Below are 15,635 nucleotides of genomic sequence, written 5' to 3' on the forward strand. Positions count from 1 at the left end.
AATGCATTAACGGGTTCTACAATCCGCGCCGCCGACACTCAGCATTAGGCTGGAAAAGCCCGGTCGCTTTTGAACGGAAAGTGGCTTAAACGAGCACTTGGAGCGGCACAAAAGCGTGACAGGTCCAGTTGGTAGAAAGCACGTTAAAGTTCGGCCTTCTCAGCCCACTTTGCGAACTCAATCAGTCGCGCTCTAGGAGACCCATAGGTGCTCTCGGCGATGGCCGTCGACGAATGCCCTAAAAAGCCATGGCGGACCTCTACAGGTGCCCCTGCATCTCTCAGTTTGTCCGATACGCGGTGTCTCAGACCATGCACAGTAAGGCGCTTGTCTTTGGTTTCCGCACGGACAGCCTTCATTAAGGCAGCAGAGGCCGCGTCAGCGCCCCTAACACGAGCATAACGAGTAAAGACTGGGTCTCCAACGCGAGCACTCTTCAGAGCTTCCTCAGCGGCATACAGGGCATCCCCGTAAGAGGAACTGAGCGATTGCTGGAAGCTGTCTTGAGATCGCGGATGCTATTGGGGCGGACAAGAATGTGAGGCATCTCTGCGTCGAGAATTATGTCTTCATGTGCAAGCCCAGCGACTTCACCGAGCCGCATACCCGTCCCTTTCAACAATCGCCACATCACTGGAAGCTCTTTGGTTCGACCTTCCTTGAGCCGCTTTTCGACGGTTATGATCAAATCATCTGGCAGGGGCAGCTTCTTGTTCACTTTGGGGCCATTGTCTTTGGGCCAAGGCAAACCAACAAAAGGGTTCTTGGTATCAATGTCGCCTTCACGCATTGCATGGTTGACCATGGCAGCGATGATCTTGCTCTCCTTAGCGCATGTGGCGACGGACAGTGACTGACCATCTATTTTGGTCTCCTTAAGCATCAGGTCCATGTAGCGCCTACCGTGATCTCTTCGCAGCTCCTCGAGGGCTACCTTATCGAGCGCCCCAATGGCTTTCTCGAGGCGACGTGTAATGCGGTCAAGGCGGACAACCTCATTGTCAGCCATGCGCTTATCACGAGCATACATATTCTTGGCGTCCTGCAATGACAGCTTAGGCGCATCAGCATTCGGGTTCACGAGTGCTTTCAAAAGCAGGGGGTCGGTATTGGACTGCTCAGAGAGGCCCCTAGCGATCTCCCTTGCTGCAAACTCTGGGTCGTCCTCAAGGCCTACGGTCTCAGACACCAACTCTTCACGCTTAAGAAGTGCTTCATGCCATCTTTCGATTGGTGATCTCGTGTCCTTGCCTGCGATGCGACTGCGGACCTCAGACACTATCCGATCAAACTCCTGTATGATGGCCTGATACTCTCGGTGAAAGGCAAGGCCCTCGCGGTTCTTAATATGCACCTGCAATGCAGGTTCACCGAGTGCCTCAGCAACATCTTTCGGGAATCGCCTTCTGAACCGCAAAACCCCGTTGGGCCGCTTATCTACATGTTTGATTTTGGTGCTTAGGGCCATCTTTGTGTCCTCGAAGTGTGTCGCTGCGTGTGTCGTGATAGACAGCGTAACGCCTTACAATCAAGGAAATAAAGGGTTTCTTAGAGTGAAATGGTGCCCCCACACGGACTCGAACCGCGGACCTACTGATTACAAATCAGTTGCTCTACCAGCTGAGCTATAGGGGCTTGAGGGGTCATTTACTGCCTGTATTCGGGGCTGGCAAGCCTCTTTTTCAAGCAGACCATCTTAACGGTTCGCACGCGCCAGAAAACCCACGGCGGCGAGACCGACGAGGATCACCAAGATAGCAGCCGGAGCAGCGTCTCCGAGGTTCTCGAGGCTGGCTTGATCATGCACACGGGTCGCCAATGTATCATAGTTGAACGGGCGCAGCAGAAGCGTTGCGGGCAATTCCTTCACACAATCGACAAAGACCAGCAAAAGCGCCGAGGCGACCGACCCCCGGATCAGCGGGTAATATACCTCGCGCAGAGTCGCGCCCTGACTGCGGCCAAGGCTACGCGCTGCCATCGGCAGGCTCGGGGGCACCCGGCCCATGGCGGCATCGGCCGCGCCTTGAGCGATGGCAAAGAACCGCACGCAATAGGCCAAAACCAAAGCAAAGGCAGAGCCGGTCAGCACAAGGCCGATGTCAACGCCGGTCAGTGCCTCGATCGCATCCGCAAGCCGGTTGTCGATGACCGCCAGCGGGACCAATATCCCGACCCCCAAAACTGCGCCGGGGGCGGCATATCCGATGGTGGTCACCGGCAACAAAAGTCGCGGCAACCGCCGCCCGGACAGGCGCACGCCATAGACCATGAACACCCCCGCCAGGACTGTGAGGCTCGCGGCAACGCCCCCCACAAAGACCGTATTGCGCAGGGCAGAGATCAAGGCCGGATCGGCCCAACGGGCGGCATTGCTCAATGCATGGCTTAAAATCACCCCGGCCGGCAGAACAAAACCAACCGCGAAGGGCAGCAAACAGGCCAGCATCGCAATCATCCCTGCCCCGCCCGTCAGGCGCAATTTGCCCAGCGGGCGGTGTTTAGAGGTGGTCGAGAAAAACCGGCTTTTTCGGCGCGATGCTTTCTCCAAACCGACAAGAAACACCACCAGGACCAATACCACAGAGGCGATTTGCGCCGCACCGCCGGCATTGTTGCCATCCAACCAGACCGAGAAAATCCCTGCTGTCAGGGTTTGCACCGCGAAGTAATCCACCGTGCCGAAATCATTTACCGTCTCCATCATCACGATCGCCAAACCCGCCGCGATCGCCGGCCGCGCCAAAGGCAACGCCACGCGCCAGAACCGTTGCGGCGCGTTTTGACCCAAGGACATGGCGACCTCTTCACCGGTGGCAGATTGTTCGCGAAACGCCGCGCGTGCCAAAAGATAAACATAGGGATAGAGCGAGGCCGCCAAAACAATCACCGCCGCCCCAAGCGAACGGATTTCAGGAAAGGCATAATCGCGCGCCGATTGCCACCCAAAGATGGCCCGCAGCCCGCTTTGCACCGGACCGGCATATTCAAGAAAATCCACCAAAGCATAGGCCCCCACATAGGCAGGGATCGCCAAGGGCAACAGCAACAGCCATTCCAGCCAGCGTGACAAGGGAAACTCATAGCGCGCGATGAGCCACGCGGCTCCGGTGCCGACGGTCCCCGCCAACACCCCCACGCCGCACATCAATTGCAAGGTCGTCCAAAGATACCGCGGCAAGGTCGTCGACAACAAATGCGGCCAAATATTTTCGGTCGGGTTCAGCGCAATCCACACCACCGATAGGATCGGGGCCAAAACCACGGTCGCAATGGCAAAGGCACCGATAGACCACGGGCTTGGCGCGCGCAGCGCAGGTAAAATAGATAGGGTTTTCATCATTATCTTATCCCTGCCCGAAACCGGTTTAACTGTCCAGAAAAGAGCGTATATTATCCTACCGGTAAACAATGAAACGGAACAGATCCCCCTATGCAGCTCGTCATTCATGCTGGCGCACATTGCACCGATGGCAACCGGCTGGTGAAATGCCTGATCCGCAATCGTGACACGCTCGCGTCCGTGGGGTCCGTAGCGCCGAAACCCAGCCTGTATCGCAAGCTTTTACGCGAAGCCAGTGCCGCCGTTCCCATGGGGCGGGCCTCGGCGGATGCGCGCGACATCCTGCTCGATGCAATTTTGGACGATGAGGTCGCCAACCGCGTGATCCTGTCGAATGAAAATTTCTTCGGCGTGCCGACAATGGCGGTCTCTGGCGGTCATTTTTATCCCCATGCCGTGCGCAAACTGGAGCGTCTGCAAGAGCTATTCGCCAGTGACGACGTGGAACTCTTCCTCGCGATATGCAACCCGGCCACCTTTCTTCCGGCGGCATTCGAACGCTCCAAAAACACGGATTTTAACGATTTTCTCGAAGGCACCGATCCGCGCGTGCTGTTCTGGTCCGACCTGATCGGCGATATCCGCGAGGCTTTGCCCAATATCCCGGTAACGGTTTGGTGCAACGAGGATACGCCGCTGATCTGGTCACAAGTGATCCGCGATATTGCCGGGCTTGCACCCTCTCAAGGGATCAAGGGTGGTTACGAGATTTTGGCCTCGATCATGTCCAAAGAAGGGCTGCTAAGGTTTCGCGCCTACCTCAAGGACCATCCTGACATGAGCGAAATTCAAATCCGCCGGGTGATTTCGGCGTTTTTGGACAAATTCGCCAAGGAAGACGCCATTGAAGAGGTCGTCGATCTTCCCGGATTTGACGCGGATCTGATCGCGCAATTGACCGAGCAATATGAAGACGATCTTTTTGCCATCCAGCGTATCCCGGGCGTCGAGGTGATTTTGCCCTGACGGGCTGGCTTCATGCCTTCGGCGAGGATATTTCGGGAAAGCAGAAAGGCAGCGGCTCGCATTCCAAGATGCGCAAGAGAGCCCTGCACTTCGTTACCCCAAAAGAAAACGCGCCCCGATGGAGCGCGTTCCAGCAGATATCATGCCGTCTCCGTTCAGGACATGCCCAGCGCTTCCTTGTACATCTCAAGGACGGCTTCTTCTTCGGCGATGTCATCGGGTTCGCGCTTGCGCAATGCGATAACCTTGCGCATGACTTTGGTGTCGTAACCGCGCCCTTTGGCTTCGGCCATCACTTCTTTTTGCTGCTCGGCGAGGTCTTTTTTTTCGGCATCAAGGCGTTCGATGCGCTCGATAAACTGGCGTAGCTCATCGGCGGTGACGCGGTAGCTGGCGTCGGAATTCATATCATTCATATCAGGGGCTCCGTCAGGTTCGACCGGTTTCGGTCCCCTCAGTAGCGCCGCCGCCCGCGCCCTGCAAGGCCCGCATTGCCGCGCAGGCTCAAAATCGCGCCCCTGCGCCTTGCAACTCAAGCGGGCTTGGATTACCGCAGGCAAAGCGAAAGCAGACCGACTTAAGGCGACGCACAGGCATCAGGAAAGGCACATCTCATGGGAGCATTGATCTGGATCGGGGCAGCTGTCTCATTGGTGGGATTGGTCGGGCTTGTGGCCAGCATCTTGCGGGTCAGCGCCGCCCGTCGCGCCAATCTGTCAGACGAAGAGTTGCGCAATGCCATCCAGCGGGTCATCCCGCTCAACCTCGGGGCTTTGTTCCTCTCTGTTATCGGGTTGATGATGGTGGTGATCGGGATTTTCCTCGCCTGACACATCGGTCCCGAAAGCATAGCAATGCTGCCGGTTAGCTTGGCAATCTCATGCCTCGAAACGGCGGCCGTTTTTGACCATATCCACCAAGAGATCGCAGGGCGCCCAGAACGCTTGATCCTGCGGGCGGCGGGCCATTTTGGCAAAACGGCGCATGTCAGCAGCGACCCGGTAGACACCGCGTGTATTGGCATGATGCAACGGCCCGCCCAACGCGCGGCGATAGCCAAGCGCGCGCACCGATACCACATCCAAATCCCCCGCTGCCAAAGCCGCACCACTTTGCAACAGCCGCGCGGCGGTGAGCACCAAAGCCGCCTCGGCGCGGGCCACGATCTGCGCTGCGGGCATCTGTGTCGGCGCCGCATCGTCTTGCGCCAACAGTGCCCGGTGCAGATCAAGCACCTCTCCGTCGGGTTGCGCCATGCCGCCTTCATAGCGGTAAAACCCGGCACCGGTTGAATGCCCCAAACGGTCGGCGGCAATCAATGCGTTCTGAAGCGGGCTGACGGCCGCCTGCGCGCCGCCCTCTTCTGCTGCGCTCTCGGCCAGATAGGCCGCCGCCCGCAATCCTGCCGCGTCGAGTCCGGCGTAGATCCCCTGCCCGATGCCCGCCGCGCGCAGCGCGGTATCGATGGCATAGGGCGAGACACCAAGCGCCAACATTTCATCACCCGCGCGGCGCAACCCAAGCAGCAAAGCCTGGCTCAAGAACAAGTCCCCCCGCGTGCCCACCGCGATCTTATGCATACGGCGTAAAAGCCCAACCGCACCGGCTTCGGCATCGGGCGCAGTGCCCTGCGGAACGGCCAGTTCTCCCATCATGCAAAGATGCGCGGCGCGGTCAAACAACACCCCGACCAGATCCGCCGACCGCGCGCCGACCGCATCGCCAAACCCGTCGGGGGTTCGGCCAAGCGTCACGATGGTCCGCCCTTCAGGCATATGCTGGCAAGCCTCCGTCACCAATGCTGCGCCGTCATCGCCGCCAATCGGGATCAACACGGCGATGTCCCCAGCGCGCATCACCGCCGGATCATCCGATATCTTGAGCCGTTCAAGCCGGTCTTGGCGCGCCTGCGAGGCCAATCGCCCGGCTTGCACGGCGGCGCCATAAATGCGGGTAATGTCGCCGCCGGTTTTTTGCACCTCTTGCGCCGCACGGCCAGGGTCAACCAGGATCACCTGCATGCCCGCATCCAGAGCCGCCACCGCCACCCCGGCCGCCGCCGCACCACGCCCGACAATGGACAACGTGGTGATGGTCGGTCCTGTGGTATGGGAAATGTGGCCCGCAGCGCGGCGCTCGGCGGCATATAGGTGTCGCAAACTGGCAGAGCGCGCCCCGCTCACAACATCGTCGAATTGCGCCGCTTCAAACGCCAGCGCCGCCTCGGACGGCAAAAGCTGTGCCGCCTCCACCGCCGCGATCAACGCCCCGGCAGCGGGGTCATCCTCGCCTGCGCTGTCAAATCCGGCGCGCGCGCCCCGCACCGCCGCGATATACCCTGCCGGATCGGCAACGCCATCCTCGCGCGCGCTGGCCGCAACAAAGCCGCCGGTCGCCGCGAGTGTTTTGGCAAACTCAATCGCGGCCTCCATTGGATCGGTTTTGGTCACCTGATCCACAAACGGCTGTGCCTCGGGAGAGGCCGCCCCAATCACACCGCCGGTCAACAACAGATCAAGCGCCGCTCCGGCGCCCGCCAGACGCGCCGCACGCGTTGCCCCCCCCGATCCGGTCGACAATCCAAGCGCAATATCGGGCAAGCCGATGCGCGCCTGCGCCCCGGCCACCCGCCCGTGACAGGCCAGCGCCAATTCAAACGCCGCGCCCAACACGCGCCCTTCCAGAACCGCAACAACCGGCTTGGAGCTTTGCTCGATCAGGCTGCAAACCCCGGCCAACCAAGGGGCACGGAGCGGATGGTCATATTCGGACAGATCGATACCGGCGCTGAATTGCCCTTCGCCCCCCGCGCTGTTTCCGTGGATCACAACCGCGCGCGCCGTCTCATCGCCCAGCGCATGTTCAACCCCAAGCATCAGCCCCTTGCGCACCCCGAGGGTAAGCGCATTCACCGGCGGATTCTGAATGGTCAAAATCGCCACCCCATCGCGGCATTGATAGGACAACAGACCCGACATTTCCCCTCCTGACCGGCAGCATCATTGACGCGGCCCGATCAAAAGCGGCGCGTGCTGCCCACCGCTTCTTTTGCGGCTTGCGACATTTTCCGGCAAGTCTACGCAGACGATAAATCAAGGCAAGCGCACGTAGCCCCCCGCCCTGAAATCAACAGAGAAAGGAATCGTTAATGCAACAGTTCTGGGCCAAAACAGGCGGCGACACAGGCAAATCCTGTGTCGAAACGAGGATCGGGGCGCGTGTTTTGCAAAAACGCCGGGCGCCGCGAATGGATTTTGGGCCACGGATGCGGCTGCCCCCCTCCATGGCGAAACCGGCCCCCTAACAACGGGGCCGGTCTTTGCACGTTCCGCGCAGGGTTCCGGACACCGGCGCTTCGACCGATCAGACCGGCAGGTTATCAAATTGGGCTTCGACGGCCTCGTCGGTCAATTCGCAATCGATATGACTGAGATGCGCGGGCACCTCGACGCCCTGACGCCTCATCTCGCAAACCAAGGCATGCACCTTGGACTGCAGCGCCACGCGGGTTTGCGCATCCGCAGCCTCCACAGCAGCTTCCAACGTCTCGATTTGCGCGTCAAATGTAGGGGTCTTCATGGGTCTCTCCTTTTTGGATATGGCCTTGAATTTGGCTCTGGCAACAGAACACGCCGCCGCAAGCCGATGCTGGACCTGTTGCACGGCCCGTCACTATGTCATTGGGCACCCGAACCGATCAGAAAGATCGCCATCGGCCGCCGCGCCCATCACCTCGCCCGCTTTATGCGGCACAGTTTTTACAGTATGGCGTGTCGGGCAACACCTCCAGACGCGCAGCGGAAATCTGCTCACCGCAGCGCACACATTCACCAAACGTGCCGTCGCGGAGCCGCTGCAACGCCGCCCGAATACGCAAGATCTCTTGCGCGCCCGCCTCGCCAAGCCCCTCAAGCACCTCATCGCCCTCGCGTTCGATGGCCATGTCATCCCAGTCTTTGGAATGCGGTTCTTCCAGTTCGGCCTCGACCGCATGCAAGCGTCCGTCCAGCTCTTTAAGTCGGGCCAAAAGACGCGCTTTCGGGTGTTGAATGGCATTCATAGCTATCTCTCCTCGATACAAAAATAGTATGACACAACCGCGACAGCGAAACTTTGACCCACATCAATGGATCAGGGCTTGCAACACATGCAATTAACAATATATGTCTGTTGAAACGGAGGATTATCCCATGAAACCTGACGTTATAGCGTTTTTCGATGAAGCCACGAACACAATTTCCTATGTGGTCAAGGATCCAGAAGGCAGCGCCTGCGCGGTGGTCGACAGTGTGCTCGATTTTGATTACTCCTCTGGCCGGACCGACACCCGGTCGGCCGATGCGATCATCGACTATGTGAAGCAGCATAATCTTGAAGTGCAGTGGCTTTTGGAAAGCCATGTGCACGCCGACCACCTCTCGGCCGCGCCCTATCTGCAAGAGCATCTCGGCGGCAAGATCGGCATCGGCGACCGCATCACCATCGTGCAAGACACCTTCGGCAAAGTGTTCAACGAAGGCACGGAGTTTCAACGCGATGGCTCGCAATTTGATCAGCTTTTTGTCGAAGGCGACAGCTTTCACATCGGGCAGTTGCGCGGCGACGTGCTCCATACCCCGGGCCACACGCCCGCTTGCCTAACCTATGTGGTGGGCGATGCGGCCTTTGTTGGCGATACTTTGTTCATGCCGGACTTCGGCACCGCGCGCTGTGATTTTCCCGGCGGTTCGTCCGAGACGCTGTATAATTCGGTGCAAAAGATCCTCTCCCTGCCGGACGAAACCCGTATTTTCGTTGGCCATGATTACAAAGCGCCGGGCCGCGACCAATACGCATGGGAAACCACCGTGGGGGAACAAAAAGCCGCCAACATTCACGTCGGTGCAGGCAAAAGCAAAGAGGCATTTGTCAAAATGCGCGATGCGCGCGACGCCACTTTGGACATGCCCAAGCTGATCATTCCGTCACTGCAGGTGAATATGCGGGCCGGCAATATGCCCGAACCGGATGAAAAAGGTGACGTATTTCTCAAGGTGCCGGTGAACAAACTTTGACAGGCCCTGCGCCATCGTCGCTCCCGCCTCCTGCCTGATATGCAAGGGTGGGAATGACCCCTCTTCCGCCCTGCCATGCTGTTGCGGTCGGACAAACAAAAACAGGAAACACGATATGGAAATGGATTGGATCTGGGGGCTGGCCGGTGGCTTGCTCATCGGGCTGGGCGGGGCGACCTACCTTTTGGGCAACGGGCGCATCATGGGGGCCAGCGGCATCATCGGCGGGTTGGTCGATAAATCCGGCTGGTCCACCGGGAAGGAACGCATTGCCTTTTTGATCGGTGTTCTGGTGATGCCGCTGGTGCTTATGCCCTTCTTTTCCGACACCGACACCCACGTCACCAACAACTATATTGTGTTGATCGCTGCGGGACTCCTGGTCGGGATCGGCACCCGCATTGCCAATGGCTGCACCTCGGGCCACGGGGTGTGCGGCATCTCGCGATTGTCGCTGCGCGGCATCACCGCCACGGTTTTCTACATCCTCGCAGGCGGCCTGTCCGTCGTGTTCTTCCGCCACATATTGGGAGTAATCTGATGAAACTTCTGGTCGCATTGATTGCCGGTGGCCTCTTTGGCTCTGGCTTGTTTATCTCCGGCATGACCGACACCGCAAAGGTGCAGGGATGGCTGGATGTCTTTGGTGCATGGGATCCGACGCTCGCCTTCGTGATGGGCGGGGCAATCTTGCCGATGATGGTCGCATGGCGCCTCACCCGTGGATCGCGGCCACTGACCGGAGGGACATTCCCGCCGCCGCCCGTTGCCGAAGTCGACCGCAATCTTGCGATTGGCTCTGTGCTCTTTGGCCTCGGGTGGGGATTGGCGGGGCTGTGCCCCGGTCCGGCCATCGCCTCGCTGAGCTATAACGGCACCGCTGGCGTGGTCTTTGTCGTTGCGATGCTCGGCGGTATGGCATTGGCCCCGATGCTACGCGCACGTCTGGACAGCATGGGCGCGGCGGAATAAAGCATGTCTATGGATATTCGCAACATCACCCCCCGCTATTCCGTCGCGCCGCAGATCGAGCCGCAAGATTTTGCCACGCTCAAGGCGGCCGGTTATACCGCCGTTATCTGCAACCGGCCCGATGCGGAAAACCCGCCGGCGCTGCAAACCGATGCAATGGCCAAGGCCGCCGCTGCGGCCGGGCTGGCCTTCCATGTCATCCCCTTGACGCATCAAACCATGACCCCCGACAACATCGCGGCGCAAAAAAATGCGATGACAAACTCCGAAGGTCCCGTGTTGGCCTATTGCGCGTCTGGCACCCGCTGTTCGGTGATTTGGTCGTTGATGCAGGCGGGCGAAATGAGCACCGATGACATCCTCGCCGCCACCGCCAAGGCCGGATATCAACTCGAAGGGCTACGCCCAACGCTTGAGGCAATCGCCGCAGGTAAATGAGCCCCGACAACAACGGTAGAGACACAGAAACACGCGCAGATAAAATGCGCGTGTTTCTTTTATATACAGAACCTTATGGCGGGGTGTTCACGTGTTGCGTTAATCCAAAGCAGGCAAATCCGCCAGATCCGGCAAATCACTGAAATCCGGCAGGTCACCCAGATCAGGTAGATCGCCCAGATCCGGCAACTCTCCCAGATCCGGCGCGTCGCTCTGCGGTTGCATATCAAGACCGCCAAGATCGCTGAGGTCCGGCAAATCACCGCCACTGAGATCAGGGAGATCGCTCAGGTCGGGCAAATCATCGCCCGCCGGTTCGCGACCACCCCCACCATTCCCCCTGTCAGTTCCGCCCGCCATGTCAGGTAAGGACGCCTTCGCCGCCACAGGGGCCGCGACGCTTTTCTCGAACTCACCCGCCATCGCCACGACATCTTCCGGCACCGACAACTGCACCCCTTCCGGCACATCCATCATCAATCGCACCGCACGAAAACCGTTCATCTGCCCCAACCGGCTTTCGGCCAGCTTATGTTTTTTGCCGACTTCGAGAATCGTATCGCTGAGCGCATCGCGCTCGATCGGCAAACAATCCCCCACTTTAAGCTTGCCCACCGCCGACAGGGGCAGGGTCACACGGCATAGGACAGCATCAATCTGCGCCGGAATCTTCATCAAAGCTTCGCTCAACAGCGCGCCGATGTCAGGCATTTTCTCGCCCTCGGCCAAGGGGATGCGCGGTTTTTCCACGACCGGCAATACGATGACCATCTCACCTTGTTTGGCGCCGGAAAACAAATCCAGATTCAGACGGATCAAATTGAAATCCGGCGCTTCCAACGCCAATTCCATCATCCTTAAATTTTCCAACCTTACGCCGAAACGATACCCGCAGGTCCAATAGCCTTGCTCCTCTTCGGCGAGGTTCTCGGCAAACCGGTCAAGCACATCATCAACCAAAGGCGCAACCATCGCTGCGTCGGTTGGCGTTGGGGCGCGCGGATCGGCAGGTTTGGGCACCACGCGTCCGGTGGTTTGCACCTCGATCAAGGCGGCAAGCGTTTGAACATCAAAGCTGACCACGCCGCGCGCGCCATCAGGCCCGTCGAGCAAGACCAAAAGCGATTCGTTCGACATTGCTGCTGGCAGGGCATCTTGCTGGAACACCTGATGTTCGACGCCCGTCACAGCCAAAGGCATATCAAACAACTCGTCCGCCGATTTTGCCAAAGCCATACGGATCGCCTTGCCAAGCGACATCGCACGAGATTGATACACCTCGCGCGCTGCGCTTGCCTTGCGCCGTAAAACTGCATTTGAACGAGCTTCTGCCATACCCCTCACACCGCCTTTCGCGGATCCATTTGTAAGCAACCTATCGTTGATTTGGTTAACTTGGCCTTTATTGCAGTGCAGAAATCCCGCCAACTTCAACATTTTCCAACGGCACCGTCACACGAAAGGCCGCCCCGCCCTGCCCCGGCAGATAGAAGATCGTGCCGCCCAACCGCACCATGATCTTGCGGCAAATCGCCAATCCAAGCCCGGCGCCGCCGGCTTTTTGCTCTGCAAGGCGCCAAAATTTTTCAAAAATGATCGCTTGCACCTCGCGGGGGATACCACTGCCATTGTCGATGAAATCCACCACGACGCTATCGCCGCTGCGTTCCGTGCGGATATCCAGATGCGGGGCCTCCGCGTCGCAATATTTTTGGACATTGGCGATCAGGTTGATGAACACCTGTGCCAAACGATCCAGATCGGTTTCGATCATCACGCTTTCCTGCGCCAAGCTGCGCGTGACGCGCAGGCGCGCGCCTTGGCCCGCCCCATTCACTCCCGCCGCCACGAGCGCATGGTCAATCACATCACCAAGCCGCCCATGCGCCAGATTAAGGCTCCCCAAACCATTTTCCAACACGCTTAGATCAAGGAGATCATCCAACAGCCGCGTCAAACGAAGCGTCTCGTCATGGATGATCGAGGAATATTTTGCCTTCTCGGCCTCGGTCAGCCCCTCAGTGTCCCGCAGGATTTCCGAAAAGGCACGGATCGAGGTCATCGGAGTGCGTAATTCATGGCTGATCTGGCTCAAGAATGCGTCCTTTTGCACCGAAAGCTGGGTCAGCTTGTCATTGGCTTGGCGCAATTGCCGCGCCGTGCGGGTCAGCTCGCCTGATTTCGCCTCCAGTTGGCTGGAATATTCCATCATCTGCGCGGTTTCATCTGCCACGGCCATCAGATCTTCGACCGAAACCATCGCACCGCCGACGATCTGTGCCACCATCGCATGCGCCGTTGCCGCGCCAACCGATCCGGACAATTCGCGTTCCAGATGTTGCAGGAATTCTGATGTGGGTTCAGGAAGATACCCCGCCAGACCTTGCCCTTCGGCCTGCTCTTGGAACAATTTTTGCGCCTGGGTCGCGCCCAGAATACGTTGTGACATGACCATGAGGTCTTCACTTTGCGCCGCGCCAACCGACCAACCACGGTTGTTTTGCGCATCGTCCAGGGCATTGACAAATTGCATACCTTGCAGCCGTTCCAACGGCTGCGGGAAGCTGACCAGAGATCCGATCACAAAGCCGGTCAAATTCAGCCCCATCGACCACATCACCGCATGCACCAATGGATCCAATCCCTCGATGCCGAATAGCGCATAGGGCCGCAGCCAAGACAGGCCAAACAGCCCCTCGTTGAAAATCGTCTCGCTGAGCGCCACGCCGACCCCGAAGCTGGGCAAGAACATCACATAGGCCCACACAAAAAAGCCAACGGAAATGCCGATCATCGCGCCGATCCGCGTCGCCCCGCGCCAGAAAATGCCGCCCAAAAGCGCCGGCAAAAACTGCGCCACCCCCGCAAAGGACACGATGCCGATGGCCGCCAAGGCCGTGCCGCCGCCGGACATGCGGAAATACAGATAGCCAAGGAAAACCACGCCCACGATCGAAATCCGCCGGGCCAACAACACCACATGGCGCACGTCGCCGGATACGGTCGCACCGCCCCCTGTCATCATCAACCAAATCGGCATCACCACATGGTTCGACACCATCGTCGACAGGGCAATCGAGGCGACAATCACCATCGAGGTGGCCGATGAGAACCCCCCTAAAAACGACAAGAGCGCCAGCCCATCGCGCCCTTCGGCCAAGGGCAGCGTCAGCACGAAAAGATCTGGATTCGACCCCTTCGGCACCACCTCCAATCCGATCACCGCAATTGGCAGAACAAAGAGGCTCATCAACATCAAATAGGTCGGAAACGCCCATGAGGCGAGACGCAGGTAGCTTTCGTCCTCATTCTCGACCACGAGTACCTGAAACATCCGGGGCAGGCACAAAAACGCCGCAGCCGACACCAAGATCAACCCGGTCCAACGTCCGCTATTGACCTGCCACACGCCGATCTCTGACGCGTTGATCCGTGCCATCACGGGACCAATGCCACCGCCCAATCCCCAAACCACGAAAATCCCGACCGCCAAAAGCGCGCATAGCTTGACCACCGCCTCAACCGCAATCGCCATCACCACGCCGTGGTGGCGCTCGTTCGCATCCAAATTGCGGGTGCCGAAAACCACGGTGAACAACGACAATCCCAATGCCACCCAAAAGGCCGTCGATTGCTCACTGGGCAGGGCCGCAGCGCTGTCCTCACCGGCGAAGCTGGCGAAACTCAACGTCACGGATTGCAATTGCAGCGCAATATAAGGCGTGGTGCCGATCACCGACAAAAGAGTCACAAACACCGCCAACAGATTGGATTTGCCATACCGTGAAGAAATCAGATCCGCGACCGAGGTGATCCTTTGCTGCCGTCCGATCCGCACGATTTTGCGCAGCACCCACCACCATCCCACCATAACGATGGTCGGGCCGATATAGATTGCCACATATTCCAATCCGTTGCGTGCCGCCGATCCCACCGCGCCGTAAAACGTCCATGCGGAACAATAGATCGAAAGCGACAAAGTATAGACCCAGGGCGAGCGCAAAAACGCACTGCGCCCGCGTTCCGCCGCGCGTTCTGCGCCAAAGGCCACAAGAAACAGAAACGCCACATAGGCAAGGCAGACCGCCACCAACAGATTGAGCATCACCTCAGTCCTCTTGCCCTGCGCGAACCGCGCCCGCGCCGCTGCCTGTCTTGCCGGCCTGCGCCGCTCCGATGAACTCTGCCCGTGCCAATCCGCGTGCCATTACGACAGAGACAAGGATCAGGAGCGCCCAAATTCCAAAGACATAAAGCATCGCCGCCGAGGTTTCGACCGGCCCTGCGGACAGGCCGCCCCCCGCCGCCGCATCACCGCCAGAGGTCGCAATTTCGGCAACCGGTTGCGGCCAAAGCGCCGGCAACAGAAACAACACCATCCCGAGCACCGGAAGCACCCGCGCCCCGTCCATCAAGCGCCGCGCGCGATAGGTTTTACGTTCTAAAAAGACCGGCCCTCGGCCCTCTGGGGGCGCAGAAGGCGGCCTCACGGGGTCACCAATTCGCGCACCACCTCCAACACCTCCGCATTCGAGAAGGGTTTGGTCATAAACCGGCTGGCCCCGAAGCGTTCGGCCATTTCACGGTCGCGGCTTTGCCCGCGGGCCGTAAGCACCAACACCGGCAGATCAGAGGTCGCGGCCCCTTCACGCAATTCGCGCAAGATATCGTAACCGCTTTTGCCCGGAAGCATCACATCAAGCACGACAAGATCGGGGGATTTCGCCTGCACCACCTCGACCGCATCTATGCCGTTGGAATGGGTGTCGACACGCCACCCGTCGCGGTTGAGCAAAAAACTGATCGCTTCGATGATGTTCGGCTCGTCTTCAATCAGAAGGACATGTTTGCCCATTTCACGC

The 15,635-nt window shown here is 58.9% G+C and carries 17 protein-coding genes and 1 tRNA gene; 6 read left to right on the forward strand and 12 right to left on the reverse strand.

The genetic code is table 11. From position 1 onward, the window contains the following. Nucleotides 1-143: 143 nt before the first annotated feature. From DI396_RS16950 to DI396_RS13375, 4 genes are all read right to left on the reverse strand, one after another. Nucleotides 144-461 (reverse strand): tyrosine-type recombinase/integrase, encoded by a 318-nt coding sequence (locus DI396_RS16950; RefSeq protein WP_110796714.1) that lies wholly within the window; start codon nt 459-461, stop codon nt 144-146. Continuing rightward, nucleotides 437-1,468, reverse strand: coding sequence for a site-specific integrase (locus DI396_RS13365; RefSeq protein WP_110796715.1), 1,032 nt, complete (start codon nt 1,466-1,468; stop codon nt 437-439). Before DI396_RS13365 ends, DI396_RS16950 begins: the two co-directional genes overlap by 25 nt. A 91-nt stretch (nt 1,469-1,559) precedes the next feature. Beyond that, nucleotides 1,560-1,635 (reverse strand) — tRNA-Thr (locus tag DI396_RS13370). Nucleotides 1,636-1,696: 61 nt separating this feature from the next. After that, nucleotides 1,697-3,340, reverse strand: a complete 1,644-nt coding sequence (locus DI396_RS13375) for an ABC transporter permease (protein WP_110796816.1) — start codon at nt 3,338-3,340, stop codon at nt 1,697-1,699. A 93-nt stretch (nt 3,341-3,433) separates the two neighbouring features. On the opposite strand from DI396_RS13375, the gene DI396_RS13380 reads away from it, so the two are divergent. Continuing rightward, nucleotides 3,434-4,309, forward strand: coding sequence for a hypothetical protein (locus DI396_RS13380; protein ID WP_110796716.1), 876 nt, complete (start codon nt 3,434-3,436; stop codon nt 4,307-4,309). Between the two features lie 155 nt (nt 4,310-4,464). On the opposite strand, the gene DI396_RS13385 is transcribed toward DI396_RS13380, so the two are convergent. After that, nucleotides 4,465-4,725 carry a DUF2312 domain-containing protein gene (locus DI396_RS13385; protein WP_110796717.1) on the reverse strand — a complete coding sequence of 87 codons (261 nt, stop codon included), beginning with the start codon at nt 4,723-4,725 and terminating at the stop codon, nt 4,465-4,467. Between the two features lie 198 nt (nt 4,726-4,923). Between DI396_RS13385 and DI396_RS13390 the strand changes: the two genes are divergently transcribed. Further along, on the forward strand, nt 4,924-5,139 hold the full coding sequence (locus DI396_RS13390; RefSeq protein ID WP_110796718.1) for a hypothetical protein: 216 nt from the start codon (nt 4,924-4,926) through the stop codon (nt 5,137-5,139). A 48-nt stretch (nt 5,140-5,187) separates the two neighbouring features. On the opposite strand, the gene DI396_RS13395 is transcribed toward DI396_RS13390, so the two are convergent. From DI396_RS13395 to DI396_RS13405, 3 genes are all read right to left on the reverse strand, one after another. Continuing rightward, the gene (locus DI396_RS13395; protein ID WP_110796719.1) at nt 5,188-7,287 is read right to left on the reverse strand and encodes an enoyl-CoA hydratase/isomerase family protein; all 2,100 of its coding nucleotides are present in this window, start codon (nt 7,285-7,287) and stop codon (nt 5,188-5,190) included. A gap of 385 nt (nt 7,288-7,672) precedes the next feature. Beyond that, nucleotides 7,673-7,888, reverse strand: coding sequence for a hypothetical protein (locus DI396_RS13400; protein ID WP_110796720.1), 216 nt, complete (start codon nt 7,886-7,888; stop codon nt 7,673-7,675). Between the two features lie 163 nt (nt 7,889-8,051). Then, the gene (locus DI396_RS13405) at nt 8,052-8,369 is read right to left on the reverse strand and encodes a TraR/DksA family transcriptional regulator (protein ID WP_110796721.1); all 318 of its coding nucleotides are present in this window, start codon (nt 8,367-8,369) and stop codon (nt 8,052-8,054) included. Between the two features lie 130 nt (nt 8,370-8,499). Here DI396_RS13405 and DI396_RS13410 point away from each other — a divergent pair, with 130 nt between their 5' ends. From DI396_RS13410 to DI396_RS13425, 4 genes are all read left to right on the forward strand, one after another. Beyond that, nucleotides 8,500-9,363 (forward strand): MBL fold metallo-hydrolase, encoded by an 864-nt coding sequence (locus tag DI396_RS13410; protein ID WP_110796817.1) that lies wholly within the window; start codon nt 8,500-8,502, stop codon nt 9,361-9,363. 115 nt (nt 9,364-9,478) lie between these two features. Further along, the gene (locus DI396_RS13415; RefSeq protein ID WP_110796722.1) at nt 9,479-9,904 is read left to right on the forward strand and encodes a YeeE/YedE family protein; all 426 of its coding nucleotides are present in this window, start codon (nt 9,479-9,481) and stop codon (nt 9,902-9,904) included. After that, nucleotides 9,904-10,335, forward strand: coding sequence for a DUF6691 family protein (locus DI396_RS13420; RefSeq protein WP_110796723.1), 432 nt, complete (start codon nt 9,904-9,906; stop codon nt 10,333-10,335). Before DI396_RS13415 ends, DI396_RS13420 begins: the two co-directional genes overlap by 1 nt. A 9-nt stretch (nt 10,336-10,344) precedes the next feature. After that, the gene (locus tag DI396_RS13425) at nt 10,345-10,773 is read left to right on the forward strand and encodes a protein tyrosine phosphatase family protein (RefSeq protein ID WP_110796724.1); all 429 of its coding nucleotides are present in this window, start codon (nt 10,345-10,347) and stop codon (nt 10,771-10,773) included. Between the two features lie 99 nt (nt 10,774-10,872). Here DI396_RS13425 and DI396_RS13430 read toward each other — a convergent pair whose 3' ends face one another. From DI396_RS13430 to DI396_RS13445, 4 genes are all read right to left on the reverse strand, one after another. After that, nucleotides 10,873-12,108, reverse strand: coding sequence for a FliM/FliN family flagellar motor switch protein (locus tag DI396_RS13430; RefSeq protein ID WP_162617228.1), 1,236 nt, complete (start codon nt 12,106-12,108; stop codon nt 10,873-10,875). 67 nt (nt 12,109-12,175) lie between these two features. After that, on the reverse strand, nt 12,176-14,878 hold the full coding sequence (locus tag DI396_RS13435) for a sensor histidine kinase (RefSeq protein WP_110796726.1): 2,703 nt from the start codon (nt 14,876-14,878) through the stop codon (nt 12,176-12,178). Between the two features lie 4 nt (nt 14,879-14,882). Next, nucleotides 14,883-15,263, reverse strand: a complete 381-nt coding sequence (locus DI396_RS16785) for a hypothetical protein (RefSeq protein ID WP_235851876.1) — start codon at nt 15,261-15,263, stop codon at nt 14,883-14,885. Further along, complete coding sequence (locus DI396_RS13445; protein ID WP_110796727.1) at nt 15,260-15,628, reverse strand: response regulator transcription factor; 369 nt, start codon at nt 15,626-15,628, stop codon at nt 15,260-15,262. Before DI396_RS13445 ends, DI396_RS16785 begins: the two co-directional genes overlap by 4 nt. Between the last annotated feature and the right edge of the window lie 7 nt (nt 15,629-15,635).

Source organism: Litorivita pollutaquae (genome assembly GCF_003205515.1).
GTDB classification, from domain to species: Bacteria; Pseudomonadota; Alphaproteobacteria; order Rhodobacterales; family Rhodobacteraceae; genus Litorivita; species Litorivita pollutaquae.